The following is a 13,579-nucleotide window of genomic DNA, read 5'->3' as shown; positions in this document are numbered from 1 at the left end:
ATAACAATAGGAAAAATAGTATGCCGCAAGTCACTAATCATTCAAATGCTTACAATACTTTAGCAATGGCAGGCCATAGAACCGGCAAAAGCAGTAGATCCAAAAAGAAGGACGATCAGATGCTCTCTGAGATGCTCACCGGCGCCGGTAGCGCACTGAAGCGAAAACTTAGTGGCAGAAGTTCCTCTCGCTACGCTGCACACAGAATTGATAAATATTTGAGTAATCCTTCCGACAAGAACGCCCATCAAGCATTGGGTGCTAGTGCGGCAGCGCTGGGTAACTTTTTAGGTTCAATGACAGACTCAAAACGTAAAAAATAGAATAATTTAACTTCAAATAGCATCGTTTAGTTTTAATCCATACTAACGAATATGATATTTACTGGAAAAATCATGTTAAACCTAGACTATGAAGTAAAACAACTAGAAGAAAAAATCGGAATAGATATTCCCCTGCACAGCGGTGCTGCGGAAATTACCACCACTAGCGGTAAAACTATATGGTTTGAACGCTACGATGAAGTTGAAACATTAGCATTAGCCATAGAATTAGCGGTCGATCCCACTCTAAGAGATAACCCATCTAAGTTAGCAGCGTGTCTGAGTCTAAATACCAATGCGCCGCTAATGCAGGGCACTTACCTTGGCTATATAGAAGAATCTAATGATTTAGCGCTGATAAAGTCCTTAAGTTATTCGGCTGCCACGGCAATAGAAATCGAAAAAGGGCTAGAGCAACTTATTAAGTTAGGTGATGAGATTTTAGAGAAGATCTAAAACCCAAGTAAGCTATATCTATTTTAATACTCAATAATGTAACAACCGAGAGCAAAGGCATATACACCTATATATCACAAGTCTTCGCTCTCGGTAACATTGTACTATCCACACAGCATCGTTTAAATTGAACACATTTCAACCGCTCACTTCCTCGCTCTTTTATCTTTATCAGTGGAATAATGACCAGCATGCTTGGAAGCACACAAATTTACACAATATTTATTCAAGAAAACATTTACTATGATGGCTTTGATTATTTACAGTTACGCTAAAGGCTTTCACTCAAAATTTTGGATCGATTATGAATGTTAAGTGACAGCGTCTATGAAAAACCTTGTGCAATTTGGATATACCATTGTTTAAGAAATTTGAATTAACTTTTCCGCCAAAAGTAGCAGACTTCGTCAAAGAGACATACCAGAGCGCGCAATTAATTGTGGAATATGGCTCTGGTGGCTCAACGCTTTTCGCAGCACAAGTAGGCAAGAAAATACTCAGCGTGGAATCTGATATACAGTGGTTGATGGAGCTTATGGCTTCCTACAAAGAAGCGGGTCTGCCAGGAGATATTGTGCCGCTATGGGCTAATATCGGTAAAACAGAAAATTGGGGTTACCCTGATAATGAAGCACAATGGAAAACCTGGCCAACCTATGCCAAGTTACCCTGGCAATTCTGCCAAGAGCACACACTCACCCCCGATATTGTTTTGATCGATGGTCGCTTTCGTGTGGCTTGTTTTATCGCTTCATGTATGGCTATAAAAAAAACAACCACATTATTATTCGATGATTATGTAGAAAGATCGCACTATCATTGCGTCAACCACATCGTAAAACCCGATACCATTATAGATAATCGTATGGCAGTATTTACACTTCACCCCAACATGATTGACGGCAACTACCTACTGCAACATTTGGAATACTTTTATGAGCCAGAGTAGTACCTGTGTGCGTCAAAAATAAAATCTATTAACGGCTAAAAAATTGCTAGTTCACGATTAAAGAAAGACACAAAAAACTAAGACTAGAGAAAAGCTAAATAGTAACATTAGCTAACGACAGAAAAAGTAAAGAAGGCAATAGGAATGCAAAATAAAGTTAATAATATGGATGTTAACAACAGGGAGCCATCATGTAAAAAATCACACGCGCAATCTCCATAGGTTTTTAGGTATTGGCTTATTGGAAAGCTATAGCACACCAGCCTGTTTTTCACTCAATAATATTTTAGCTCTAAGAACATGATTACTAGAAAAATCATAAAAACTATGACTCCGATAAAATCATCTAACCACTCTCTAATTCTGATCCTTTTGATTTTCACACTAGGTTTAAGTGCCTGTGAAGATAATGGTGTTTCTCGCTTTAACGATAGTGATATCGCCTCACCTATCCCAAGTGATATCAACTCAGGAGGTGGGATTATTAGTGCTCCGCCCGGCGAGAGACCCGCTGATCCGGATCAACTTGCAAATTTACCTTCAGTATTCGCCGGCAATCCACAAAATGCCGATGCCAATGTTTTAGTTAACCTTAGAGGGCAAGCAGAAGCTAAAAACAGTAAAACAATTAGTCAAATTCTTTGGCGTCAGATCGGTGACAGCGACCCTGCTATTACCATTGCCAGTCCCAATAACTTGGCCACCCAGATTCTTATTCCTGACTTTTTACAGCAGACGGTATTAACCTTTCAGCTAGTGATACGCGATAGTAGTGGCTTAATAAACGCCTCCACAACTTCAATAGTGGTGACACCCTCTGCAGCTTTTGCACGCGTTATTGGCGACACCGTCAATGAAGATCAAGCCAATGCCCGTTTTCAAATCCGCATTAATAGCGCTCAGGCCAATGACCTAATCATCGACTACAGAACATTGGATGGCAGTGCTTTAGCCGGTATAGATTACCAGGCCGTATCGGGAAGTTTGGTCGTTCCTGCCGGCGAGACAGAAGCCTTTGTAGATGTGCCCATCATCGATAGTGTTGGCGGCGAAGAAAATGAAACCTTTAGTTTGCAAATCACGCTGGCAGATAGTGAAGGTAACTTCCGTTCAAATACGGGCACCATGTTAATTCGTGATAACCAGGGACCAGAGGGCGCTATTGCACCACAATTGCAAGATTTGGCTGCCCAGGTGTTAACTGCTGGCCAAACTATTTCACCGATACAATTGACTAATACCGGTGGTGCAGATATTACCTCATGCGAAGCAAGTGCCTTACCCAACGGCTTAAATATCGCACCTACGAGTGATTTAACATCCTGCATTATCAGCGGCACTCCCACCACAATACAACAAAATACTACAGTGCAAATAACAGCGAGTAACACAAGCGGCAGTAGCAGCATAGACGTCGCCATTGGTGTTAATCCATCAGCGCCAAACTTAGTCACACCACCTATTCAGAACTACACCATTAACGAGTCGATTCCCCTTTTAAGTATTACCAACAATGGTGGAGGACAACTCAGCGACTGTCGCCCTGGTAGCAACTTACCAGATGGCCTGATGGTGCGTATCTCCCAGGATTTATCGACCTGTGAAATCGACGGTATTCCTACCGTACTGCAATTGCCAACAACAGGCCCCGCAGGGGCAAGTACTTTCCCCATGTTCGCGATCGAAGCAAGGAATGTAAGTGGCAGCAGTGAAGTATTCGTTAGCTTATCCGTGAATGAGCCAGTGTTCGGCGACCCCATGCGCATACCCTACTTTGCAGCAGGCTCTGCTGGTAGCGATGTTACTATCAATATTGGCCTTGCATTAGTCTCCGGCACAGCACAAATAGACTGGGGGGACGGTTCAACCATTAATATCACTAATCAGGAAATTTTCAATATTGGTTTAGACGTACCATTTGGCGGTGGTTTTGCTTCTCACACCTACAGTGCATCTGACTCCGGAGAAATTACCCTGCGTTTTTCACAAGGCCAAGGCTCACTGCGAGGAATAGAAGTAGATGGCGATCTCGCCTACCTATTCGACCTGGCTATATTTGAAAATGCGAGTGATCTTGAATATATCGATATCGAAACGGGTCAGTTTAGTGCTGTTGATGCAGAGTTAATGCTACTTGGCCAGAATAATCCACAATTAGAAACACTTCGGCTACGCAGTAACTTTTCGAATTCCTCAAGTAATCCACGGGCGGGCCTCTACATCAATGGAGAGGTAAGGAATTTTCCACGTAGCTTAGAGGAAGTCACTATCAGTGGCAGCGATGGCCAAATTAGTGGCTTGATAGATAACCTTCCAGCACAAATTACCCAGTTTGATTTGTCCTATCCCAACAGCATAAGTGGGAATATTGGCGCTATTCCAGGCTCTCTTAGAACGTTGAGAATTGTCGATGGCGATAACACCATAGGCGGGCAATTAGGCGCGATACCACAGAGCCTTGCCTCACTGTTTATCGAAGGCAGTAATACCATTAGCGGCAATATTGAGGATTTGCATACAGCTATCGGCGCAATCATGATTAGCGGGCTTAATACGATTAGCGGTGACCTTAGCCTTATCCCTGCCAATACGGGATTACTGTCTTTATCCGTTGATGGCAACAACACCATTGGCGGCGACTTTACCCGTCTCCCTGCCAATATACTATCTATTGATTTAGGCGGGAATAACACGGTTTTCGGTGATATCCAAAATATTCCCTCGAGGCTGTTTAACGTTTTTATATTCGGCGATAACACTATTTCAGGAGATATTCAGAATCTTCCTAGCAATGTGAGTAACTTTCAGGTTTTCGGCAATAACACGATCAGCGGCGATCTTGCCCTACTGACAAACGACTTTATCGCAAGTCTTGCTATCGGCGGCAATAACAGCATAAACCTCTTTTCTAATCCCCCTGTCTGGCGCCCTTTCAGTTTGTCGGAGCTTATCATCACCGAGGGCGATGGAAGTAGTGGGTTTAGCTCAACAGACCTGGATAATTTACTGATCGCATTGGCTGGTAACCTAACAGGAACCAATAACAGCTCAGCAAATATAACGATAACTAGGGCCGCAGACGCAGCCCGCACGAACACCTCAGACGCTGCCGTCATGCAACTTCAGCAATTGGGGTATCGCGTTGATATTGGCCTTGCGGTGCCTTAAACAAAACCCTTAGAAGAACAATAAACTATTTTCTCTAGCGAGGGTCAGAAGCAATAAATTTCTGACCCTATAAGGCAGTTAGTTGTTTGAGATAACTGGCATACAAAAATAAATAGACACACACTGGAATTAGGAAATTAATGAGTAGAAAGCTAAAAGTATATGAAATAAATAAACTCGTCCTATGCATCTAAGATTCTACACATTTCTTTCGCTTCTTCTATATTTTGAACAATTTCATTAGTGAGTTTGAGGCGTTCTTCATCCGACATTTCGCACATATGTGCCACCGCCACAGCCTCACCTGTAAGGTGGTTGATCCGCCATACATTGCCATTGACATCCACCGCAGGAGTGGTTTTAGCAATAGCTTGAGCATCAGTAGTTTGATCGCTAACGGCTTGGTTTGTCATGAGATTGTCTTCTTCTGTCATCACACATACCTCTAGGTAATAATAGACCTGATTTACCAAAGGTGTTCGCAGCTTTTGATGACAAAGTAAATTTAGTGCTTGTTTAGCAGTAAAAGAAGAACCGAGAGATTTACAGTTTTTTATTTAAGATAGAGGTTTTAACACTTATTGCGTCATGAGCAAAATAGCCATATAGGAAAGAGAACTAAGTGCTAAATTTTTCCGCTGGTCATTCGACATATTTTTTTATTCTCTAATACACCATCAATAATCTGTTGGGCAAACAACTCTTGCCTCACATCATCCATCTCGCAATAGTGCATAATGATCTCCGCCTTGCCTGTGACAATATTTATCATCCACACATCACCCAGAGGATCAATACTCCAGGTAGTACTTGGAATTTTTTGTTCTAACAACGCATTAAGCATGGCTTTTTGTTTTGAGTCATCCATACATCACCTCTCTATTCAAGAATAGACCGCTTTCACATGATCCGTCTCTAAATTTGCTCGAGAAATAAATGAATACATCATTTAAATTTTAAAAATCATACAACTAAGATAACTGACACGAAAAGCAACATAAAGTAAAATACACGCCGCTAAACCTTCAATTACTTTTCAGAAGGTATTAAAAACTCAAAGCATTGTAGAATTTAATCTTTAAAAGTTATCTATCTAAAGAAGAACATGAGAAAACTATTTATCTTGACATTACTTATGCTATCAGCGGCAGCGCAAGCTGAGCTTGAATAAAGTAGTAATACAACGATTAACCGATTTATTTCTTTTAATAGTCATGGGGGTGGAGATGTCGTATTTAGCGTTCAAGACCCGGCTCAGAAATGTTACGGATATTGGATAGCAAAATCAGACCCAGGCTTTGAAGCCAATCTTAGTGCAATACTCGCCGCTTATCATGCCAAAGCCCGAGTCAAAGTTTCCGGGCACGATAGTCAAATCTGGACAGGCAGCAGCAACGACTGGTGTAAATTGTATGCAATTGAGTACAACTAAGTAAAAGCTCATAATTGCTTCGCTGCCTATACGGCAGTGAACATGCGTATAGCATTGCGTCGTCAATTTCAACTTTTCTAAGCTGCCTATACGGCAGTGAACTGCTAAGTCTACTTATAACGGCTCTCGTACTTTTTCTAAGCTGCCTATACGGCAGTGAACAAACCGTTGATAATGCGACTTTCTGTTGGCTGTTTCTAAGCTGCCTATACGGCAGTGAACGAAATTCTGATTTGAAGGACGCATCTTTGTCATTTCTAAGCTGCCTATACGGCAGTGAACGAAATTCTGATTTGAAGGACGCATCTTTGTCATTTCTAAGCTGCCTATACGGCAGTGAACGAAATTCTGATTTGAAGGACGCATCTTTGTCATTTCTAAGCTGCCTATACGGCAGTGAACATGGTGAGTGCTGGATGGTGTTGCCAGCGAAATTTCTAAGCTGCCTATACGGCAGTGAACGGTAAATCATGAAAATTGGAACGCTTTAGAAATTTCTAAGCTGCCTATACGGCAGTGAACCACGATCATCTGAATGATCTACACAACGTAAATTTCTAAGCTGCCTATACGGCAGTGAACTTGAATTACCTGAAGAAGAAGGAGTAAGAATATTTCTAAGCTGCCTATACGGCAGTGAACATCTAAACCTGATAGAAGCTTTACTCTTATAGTTTCTAAGCTGCCTATACGGCAGTGAACTTGGTCTGTAATGTTCATTTCTTTTGCACTTGGTTTCTAAGCTGCCTATACGGCAGTGAACCACGAGCTAAATGCACTTTGCCCATACGAATATTTCTAAGCTGCCTATACGGCAGTGAACCAGAGTTTACGGCGCGTAATGGAACTCGCGGTTTTCTAAGCTGCCTATACGGCAGTGAACCAGGCGCTACGTGTTATCAACCTCCTAGCTCGTTTCTAAGCTGCCTATACGGCAGTGAACGATATCCCTGGTTAAACGCAATGCCTCCTAGTTTTCTAAGCTGCCTATACGGCAGTGAACTTACGATGAAAGTAAGGGTTGTTATCTAACTTTTTCTAAGCTGCCTATACGGCAGTGAACGCTGACGGAGAAGACTTACTCATACTCAACGATTTCTAAGCTGCCTATACGGCAGTGAACTAAATGATTTTAGAAATTATAGTGATAGTGTATTTCTAAGCTGCCTATACGGCAGTGAACTAGAAGCCCCCCAGGGAGAGATAGATGCGTTTTTTCTAAGCTGCCTATACGGCAGTGAACTTTATGTCCAAGTAAAGAAATACTATCTTTCGTTTCTAAGCTGCCTATACGGCAGTGAACTTTGTTACGTTCTGGTATGATATCATTAGAGTTTTCTAAGCTGCCTATACGGCAGTGAACAAGATCTTTTGGCTGCATTGAGATATGTCAAATTTCTAAGCTGCCTATACGGCAGTGAACAATATAAAAATAGCTATAAGCATCTGATTATTAAAGAACTTTTGCGCTTTTCGACCAAAACACCTTTTTTTATTTCCTTATTTTAGCCCCACGTAAAATGCGGCCTGTAGCGATGCTCTAAAAAAAGGGTCAAAAGCTATCTGCAATAGTAGACATCTTTTAAAGACTATCCTATTGATTTTGGTGTCAAAAAGAATACCTTGGCGTTTAATACTGATGGAGCGGATCAATGTATGGTAATTATGGTGAGCCAACTTTTGCCAATGCTGATGAAGGGAGTAAAAACAGATAAATGTCGATAATTCTAGAGGATAGGAAGGAATAAAAAGACACTATGACGTGATGAAAAATGGAGCGGGAAACGAGACTCGAACTCGCGACCCCAACCTTGGCAAGGTTGTGCTCTACCAACTGAGCTATTCCCGCGTAGTTACTACTATTCTATATATCCCATTTACATTCTATTACGTAATATTTACCTAAGTAAGTCTTGTCAAACGCCACCTGGATAAGCCCACCAGCCTTGTCACTCTAGTGGAAGTGGCGTCCCCTAGGGGATTCGAACCCCTGTTACCGCCGTGAAAGGGCGGTGTCCTAGGCCTCTAGACGAAGGGGACAAGAACAGGCAAATACTAGGAATTCTATAGAATAATAAGAAACTATAACCTGATGAAAAAATGGAGCGGGAAACGAGACTCGAACTCGCGACCCCAACCTTGGCAAGGTTGTGCTCTACCAACTGAGCTATTCCCGCACATTTTTTATACTCTCCAGATGACACTGCATTTAGCTAATTTACACTAAAATGATCCTGTCAAACGCCACTCACATAAACTCACCGGTCTTATCACACCAATGAGAAGTGGCGTCCCCTAGGGGATTCGAACCCCTGTTACCGCCGTGAAAGGGCGGTGTCCTAGGCCTCTAGACGAAGGGGACAAGAACATGTGTCTCTCAAAGAGGGGCGCATTCTAGATAGCCCTTGAGTTTCTGTCAATATATTCTTTAGGTTTTTTCAAAATCGGTAAATAAGAGACAATTCGCCTCATTTTTCAACACTCGAGGCACATGTATTTGCACAAGCAGCATACAGTGACTAGCCTTGATTATATACTGTCCTAATTCTGACCTTAGATAACTTATGTCTACCGTTACCGTCATCATTGCTATCGTTTGCCTACTAGGCGTTCTCGTCAGCTACGCCTTTGTGCAACAAACTGTAAAAAACAAACAGGAACACCGAACAAGGATGCTCGCAGCGCTGAAATCCCGTTCACGCACGTTTAAATATATGCTCAACGGTTTTCCTAATGGATTCCTAAGCAAAGAATTGGTCAACCTGGTTCAAAAGAGTTTGGTAGATGTCTACGAGCAACTTTCAATGCTTGAACCAGAGGAAGACCAGCACATCCAGGATCTGCAGATAATTAAATCCCAGATGACGGAAAATCAGCGCCAAGCTAAGTCTAATGACCCACCAAGCCTGGAAAACCCTCAACAAATCAAAGAAGTTAAAGTCTGCCTTGAAGAGCTACATAAGTTTGTCTTCAAATTGGAGGAAAAACAAACAATACCCAAAAATCAGGGGCAATACTTTCGCAACCAGATAAAACAGATGGTCACCCAGGTAACAGTAGACTCCTACTGCTTAAATGGTAATCGCGCCAAGAAATCGGGTAAGACAAAGCTGGCGATCCACTATTTCGAAACGGCGCTATCGGTTATCGCAAAAGCGGGTAAAACAGATCGTTTTAATAAGAGAATCACGAAGCTTAAAGAGACTGTCGAGGAGCTTAAAGTCAAATTTCAAGAAGAAATGGATGCAGAAGGAGCCACCCAGCAACAAGGGGCTAGCCAGCAGGAAACGGAAGACGAATGGGCGAAGTTTTCCGATGATGATGATATGTGGAAAAAGAAAAATGTCTATGATTAGGTTCTGCTGAAACAACATGGCATCCCCAAACTACCATAGACATTCGACTTGCCTTTTATTGGTATGCGTCTATGAAGCGCTTAATTCTTTTAGCATTAGCACCTAAGTCACTTTCGCCAACCCTAGACACCGAACGCAAATCAATCACACTTCCCCCTTCACTGGCACTCACACGCACAGCAATATCATCGATAAAACCAAACATCGCAGTTGTTTCAATGGCTTCCAATTGCAACTTATCCTTATCTTCATGGGTAATCGTCCATCCTAAGGAGGTAATGATTTCGCGGCTTTTGCTGTAGGCTTGCTGGGGGTTGTCATTGACGATGAGAGGTTTGAGGTCCGAATAGAAAGAGCGATGCATTGCCAACACCTTTGGCGACGGCAAGCTCAAGCTATTATGGGTTTTGTCACGTAAGTTATGAGCATTTAGAAAATCAATATTATTATCCAGGTTGGTTGAGATATCGTGGATACGTGGCACCTTTAAATCCGCCCCTACCCTGCCTGCGATCACAATTAAAGGAAGCACGCCCAGTAAAAATGCCCCCACCATGAAACTTCGATATTCTGCAGAAATAACGCCAAAGGAAAGTAAAGTCATCACTAGGCTAACGAGACTGATCAATGCGGCCACTAAAAGAGCGAGTGCAAAGCCGCCAAACGCTATTTTAAAAGGCAATATCTGAAATCGCTGCCCGACAATGCCAACTAACATTAAAACAAAACATATGCACACTCCAAAAAAAAGTGTTTTCGAAAAAATCATGGTCCTGGATTCCTAAATATTTATGTGTATTAGCGTAAAGGTTTGTATCCCTACCCTGGGTTGTTCAGTGTTTCGAGCTGTTGCCGATGACTAAAATTAACAATGGCGACAGCTTAGTAAGCTACGATGTAGCCGTACAAGAAATCACACGGCTGATTTCACATAGCGAGCGTCCGCTCTGCTGGTGCCAATAAATGAACGCCTCCTGCGCTGCATACATATCTTTCTTAGATGTGGGGCTGCGGTCAATAACGTTTTCGTTTATTAATACTGCCACAACATCCCGCGTTAATAAAAACGTGTCTTTGCCCACCATACGTAAAAAAGCCGGGCCTGAATTACCACCAAGCTGCTTGCCCTGCTTTTTCAACTGCCACCATAGATCGACAGTGTCACTCACCCCCCAAGCAGATAGGTAATGGCCGAAGCTACCATATTCCTGAGCTTTTTCACGGACAAACTGAGCATTGTGCTGAATCGACTTAAGTTTGCCGCGATGGCGAATAATACGGCTATCTTGCATCAACGTATCGATATCATCCTCACTCAACATCGCACAGAAATACGGGTCAAAGCCGTGAAAGAGAGTCTCAAATTGAGGCCACTTTTTATCCACCATCGAGTGTTTCAAACCTGCTCTGAACACACGCCGGCTCATGTTAGACAAGAACTCATCATCGCTTTTTGCAATGAGCGCCTCATCGCTCAACGCCTTAGGCAAGAGTGCTTTGAGTATTCGCTCGCCTCCTTTATGAAGGCTCGCTAATGCATAATAATCGGCAAACGACTTCATTCACTCTCACTCTTTTCTGTATCCAGTGTGATCGACGACGAGTTAACACAGTAACGCATACCCGTAGGTGCAGGGCCATCGGGAAACAAATGACCAAGGTGGCAGTCGCATTTGGCACACACCACTTCAATTCTCTCCATACCAAGGCTCCGATCCACATTTTCTTTGATCAATAATGGGTCGAGTGCCTGATAGAAACTCGGCCAACCAGAACCTGAATCATATTTGGCGTCGGATTTAAATAAAGGTGTTGCACAACACCTACATCGGTAGGTGCCAGCCACTTTAGTATCCCAGTACTCACCAGTAAAAGCTCGATCCGTGCCTTTTTCACGGCATACCTTGTACTCTTGAGGACTTAATTTATCGCGCCAAAATTCATTATTGCGCAGAGAATCATCATTCATGTTCTACCTACCTTTTACTTCTTTGTCTGGGGTAACCCCTTAATACGTTATAAAACACTGTCAGTATCTAGACAATATAATTTATCACCGTTAATCTTCTTATAAATTGCGCCGATTTGCGGCTAAAGCCTAACTATTAAGCAACAGACAATCAGACACGAAATAATCGCGTAGATTGTTCGCCATCGATTATATTTGAACACATGCAACGGATAAAAAAATCAAACAAATTAGCAGACGTATGTTACGACATTCGCGGCCCTGTGCTGGAACATGCAAATCGACTGGAAGAAGAAGGCCAGCGGATACTAAAACTCAATATCGGTAACCCAGCCCCCTTCGGCTTTGATGCGCCAGATGAACTCATTACCGATGTCATCCATAATTTGCGCAATGCCCAAGGTTATACGGCATCCCACGGCCTCTTTGCCGCACGCAAGGCAGTCATGCAAGAGTGCCAGCGCTTGTCTATTCCTAATGTGGATATCTCCGATATTATTTTGGGTAACGGTGTCAGCGAGTTGATTGTGATGGCTTGCCAGGCTTTACTCAACGATGGTGACGAAGTCCTTATTCCCTCTCCCGACTATCCATTGTGGACAGCAGCGGTGAACCTATCTGGCGGCAAGCCCCGCCACTACCTCTGTGACGAACAAGCCCAATGGTATCCGGATATTGACGATATCAAATCCAAAATAAGCGATAAAACCCGTGCTATTGTAGTCATCAACCCTAACAACCCTACAGGAGCGGTGTATAGTCAAGATATCCTTGAGCAAATTATCAAGGTGGCCGAAGAGCATAAACTGGTAATTTTTGCCGATGAAATATACTCAAAAATTACCTATGAAGACGCGGAATTTATTCCCATGGGACGTCTCGCTCACGACGCTTTATGCATTAGCTTTAACGGCTTATCTAAATCTTACCGCTTAGCAGGGTTTCGTTCCGGGTGGCTAGTGATAAGTGGCGCCAAAGAGAACGCGAAGGGCTATATCGAAGGGATAGAGATGCTCGCTTCCATGCGACTGTGTGCTAATGTCCCTGCAATGTATGCGGTACAGACAGCGCTCGGCGGCTATCAAAGTATTCGCGAACTGATTTTGCCCGGTGGCCGTCTACTAGAACAGCGCGATGCTGCTTGTGCAAGTATCAATGATATACCTGGGGTGAGCTGTGTTACTCCCAAAGGTGCCATTTATCTGTTTCCTAAAATCGATAGACAGATGTATCAAATTGAAGATGATCAGCAACTCATTCTCGACTTTTTATTGAAAGAAAAAATTCTTCTCGTACAAGGAACAGCATTTAACTGGCCACAGCCGGATCACTTTAGAGTGGTGTTTTTACCCCGTGCGGGTGAGATCAAAACCGCCATTGAGAAGCTCGGTCATTTTTTATCACACTATCGAAAATAGGTTGACTTACCACCACAATGATTGAGTCTGTAAGTGATTTACACATTGACGATTTTTGTAAAGATACAGCAAAAATTTTATTAATGCTTTACAAGCGCTTTCCTACAAAAACGGTAGTTTATGTGGAAGACATTGCAGGGCCTGACGAACCAGACGAGTTTGGCCTGCATAGTCCACGTTTTGAAGCAGGGTTTAGCGCTTTAGTGTGGCTTAAAGAGCAGGATTATATTGCTTATTCAGGTGCCATCAAGCAAGAAGCGGTGGAGGACGCGTGTCTATCTCACCGCGGCTTCATATTAATGTCATCTATTGAGCAACATCCCATCTCACTCGATGACCAGAAGCCCCCGGCCGTAGATAAGCTATCATCAGTAGTGCGACGAATCGATCGTTTGCGACATACTTTACGACATGGTAGCTCAGAAGCGATAAAAGAATTAATATTACACTATATGATCTTGTCGCGAGAGCTGAAGTAATGACAAGCGTAAAGCTACGATTCACCCAA

At 42.8% G+C, this 13,579-nt stretch carries 13 protein-coding genes, 4 tRNA genes and 1 CRISPR repeat array; of the genes, 7 read left to right on the top strand and 10 right to left on the bottom strand.

Features of this window, described 5'->3' with window-relative positions; translation table 11 throughout:
• Positions 1 to 20 precede the first annotated feature (20 nt).
• The 4 genes from BVC89_RS11135 (at position 21) to BVC89_RS11120 (ending at position 4,896) form a co-directional block, all read left to right on the top strand.
• Entirely contained in the window at positions 21 to 323 is a 303-nt protein-coding gene (locus tag BVC89_RS11135) for a hypothetical protein (RefSeq protein ID WP_086931257.1), read from the top strand.
• A gap of 72 nt (positions 324 to 395) precedes the next feature.
• The gene (locus tag BVC89_RS11130) at positions 396 to 779 is read left to right on the top strand and encodes a type III secretion system chaperone family protein (protein WP_086931256.1); all 384 of its coding nucleotides are present in this window, start codon (positions 396 to 398) and stop codon (positions 777 to 779) included.
• 358 nt (positions 780 to 1,137) lie between these two features.
• Complete coding sequence (locus tag BVC89_RS11125) at positions 1,138 to 1,728, top strand: hypothetical protein (protein WP_086931255.1); 591 nt, start codon at positions 1,138 to 1,140, stop codon at positions 1,726 to 1,728.
• A 327-nt stretch (positions 1,729 to 2,055) separates the two neighbouring features.
• The gene (locus BVC89_RS11120) at positions 2,056 to 4,896 is read left to right on the top strand and encodes a Calx-beta domain-containing protein (RefSeq protein WP_158657880.1); all 2,841 of its coding nucleotides are present in this window, start codon (positions 2,056 to 2,058) and stop codon (positions 4,894 to 4,896) included.
• Positions 4,897 to 5,078: 182 nt separating this feature from the next.
• Here the strand turns inward: BVC89_RS11120 and BVC89_RS11115 are convergent, their stop codons facing one another.
• From BVC89_RS11115 to BVC89_RS11090, 7 genes are all read right to left on the bottom strand, one after another.
• Positions 5,079 to 5,330, bottom strand: a complete 252-nt coding sequence (locus BVC89_RS11115) for a hypothetical protein (RefSeq protein ID WP_086931253.1) — start codon at positions 5,328 to 5,330, stop codon at positions 5,079 to 5,081.
• 191 nt (positions 5,331 to 5,521) lie between these two features.
• Entirely contained in the window at positions 5,522 to 5,764 is a 243-nt protein-coding gene (locus BVC89_RS11110) for a hypothetical protein (protein ID WP_086931252.1), read from the bottom strand.
• Positions 5,765 to 6,181: 417 nt separating this feature from the next.
• Entirely contained in the window at positions 6,182 to 6,340 is a 159-nt protein-coding gene (locus BVC89_RS29675) for a hypothetical protein (RefSeq protein WP_158657879.1), read from the bottom strand.
• Positions 6,341 to 6,342: 2 nt separating this feature from the next.
• Positions 6,343 to 7,751: a CRISPR direct-repeat array (repeat unit 28 nt; unit sequence TTTCTAAGCTGCCTATACGGCAGTGAAC).
• 350 nt (positions 7,752 to 8,101) lie between these two features.
• A tRNA-Gly gene (locus BVC89_RS11105) sits at positions 8,102 to 8,177 on the bottom strand.
• Positions 8,178 to 8,292: 115 nt separating this feature from the next.
• A tRNA-Glu gene (locus tag BVC89_RS11100) sits at positions 8,293 to 8,368 on the bottom strand.
• 61 nt (positions 8,369 to 8,429) lie between these two features.
• Positions 8,430 to 8,505 (bottom strand) — tRNA-Gly (locus BVC89_RS11095).
• Positions 8,506 to 8,614: 109 nt separating this feature from the next.
• A tRNA-Glu gene (locus BVC89_RS11090) sits at positions 8,615 to 8,690 on the bottom strand.
• A 202-nt stretch (positions 8,691 to 8,892) separates the two neighbouring features.
• Here BVC89_RS11090 and BVC89_RS11085 point away from each other — a divergent pair.
• A complete protein-coding gene (locus BVC89_RS11085) occupies positions 8,893 to 9,684 on the top strand; it encodes a hypothetical protein (RefSeq protein WP_086931251.1) in 792 nt (263 codons plus the stop codon).
• Positions 9,685 to 9,739: 55 nt separating this feature from the next.
• Here BVC89_RS11085 and BVC89_RS11080 read toward each other — a convergent pair whose 3' ends face one another.
• From BVC89_RS11080 to msrB, 3 genes are all read right to left on the bottom strand, one after another.
• A complete protein-coding gene (locus BVC89_RS11080) occupies positions 9,740 to 10,453 on the bottom strand; it encodes a DUF1499 domain-containing protein (protein ID WP_086931250.1) in 714 nt (237 codons plus the stop codon).
• Between the two features lie 121 nt (positions 10,454 to 10,574).
• The gene (locus BVC89_RS11075) at positions 10,575 to 11,246 is read right to left on the bottom strand and encodes a DNA-3-methyladenine glycosylase I (RefSeq protein WP_086931249.1); all 672 of its coding nucleotides are present in this window, start codon (positions 11,244 to 11,246) and stop codon (positions 10,575 to 10,577) included.
• Positions 11,243 to 11,653 (bottom strand): peptide-methionine (R)-S-oxide reductase MsrB, encoded by a 411-nt coding sequence (gene msrB / locus BVC89_RS11070; protein WP_086931248.1) that lies wholly within the window; start codon positions 11,651 to 11,653, stop codon positions 11,243 to 11,245. The genes BVC89_RS11075 and msrB overlap by 4 nt, the downstream gene beginning before the upstream one ends.
• 203 nt (positions 11,654 to 11,856) lie before the next feature.
• Between msrB and BVC89_RS11065 the strand changes: the two genes are divergently transcribed.
• Both BVC89_RS11065 and BVC89_RS11060 read left to right on the top strand, forming a co-directional pair.
• Complete coding sequence (locus BVC89_RS11065; protein ID WP_086931247.1) at positions 11,857 to 13,071, top strand: pyridoxal phosphate-dependent aminotransferase; 1,215 nt, start codon at positions 11,857 to 11,859, stop codon at positions 13,069 to 13,071.
• A 17-nt stretch (positions 13,072 to 13,088) separates the two neighbouring features.
• Positions 13,089 to 13,550, top strand: coding sequence for a hypothetical protein (locus tag BVC89_RS11060; RefSeq protein ID WP_086931246.1), 462 nt, complete (start codon positions 13,089 to 13,091; stop codon positions 13,548 to 13,550).
• The last annotated feature ends 29 nt before the right edge of the window (positions 13,551 to 13,579 follow it).

This window comes from Agarilytica rhodophyticola (genome assembly GCF_002157225.2).
Lineage (GTDB): Bacteria > Pseudomonadota > Gammaproteobacteria > Pseudomonadales > Cellvibrionaceae > Agarilytica > Agarilytica rhodophyticola.
This window is presented reverse-complemented; position numbering and strand designations above follow the sequence as displayed.

Bases quoted from the DNA above. Each gene is read 5' to 3' on its own strand.
- BVC89_RS11115 (WP_086931253.1), bottom strand. From the start codon at position 5,330: ATGACAGAAGAAGACAATCTCATGACAAACCAAGCCGTTAGCGATCAA.
- BVC89_RS11075 (WP_086931249.1), bottom strand. From the start codon at position 11,246: ATGAAGTCGTTTGCCGATTATTATGCATTAGCGAGCCTTCATAAAGGA.
- BVC89_RS11135 (WP_086931257.1), top strand. From the start codon at position 21: ATGCCGCAAGTCACTAATCATTCAAATGCTTACAATACTTTAGCAATG.
- BVC89_RS11060 (WP_086931246.1), top strand. From the start codon at position 13,089: ATGATTGAGTCTGTAAGTGATTTACACATTGACGATTTTTGTAAAGAT.
- msrB (WP_086931248.1), bottom strand. From the start codon at position 11,653: ATGAATGATGATTCTCTGCGCAATAATGAATTTTGGCGCGATAAATTA.
- BVC89_RS11080 (WP_086931250.1), bottom strand. From the start codon at position 10,453: ATGATTTTTTCGAAAACACTTTTTTTTGGAGTGTGCATATGTTTTGTT.
- BVC89_RS11120 (WP_158657880.1), top strand. From the start codon at position 2,056: ATGACTCCGATAAAATCATCTAACCACTCTCTAATTCTGATCCTTTTG.
- BVC89_RS11110 (WP_086931252.1), bottom strand. From the start codon at position 5,764: ATGGATGACTCAAAACAAAAAGCCATGCTTAATGCGTTGTTAGAACAA.
- BVC89_RS29675 (WP_158657879.1), bottom strand. From the start codon at position 6,340: ATGAGCTTTTACTTAGTTGTACTCAATTGCATACAATTTACACCAGTC.
- BVC89_RS11085 (WP_086931251.1), top strand. From the start codon at position 8,893: ATGTCTACCGTTACCGTCATCATTGCTATCGTTTGCCTACTAGGCGTT.
- BVC89_RS11065 (WP_086931247.1), top strand. From the start codon at position 11,857: ATGCAACGGATAAAAAAATCAAACAAATTAGCAGACGTATGTTACGAC.
- BVC89_RS11130 (WP_086931256.1), top strand. From the start codon at position 396: ATGTTAAACCTAGACTATGAAGTAAAACAACTAGAAGAAAAAATCGGA.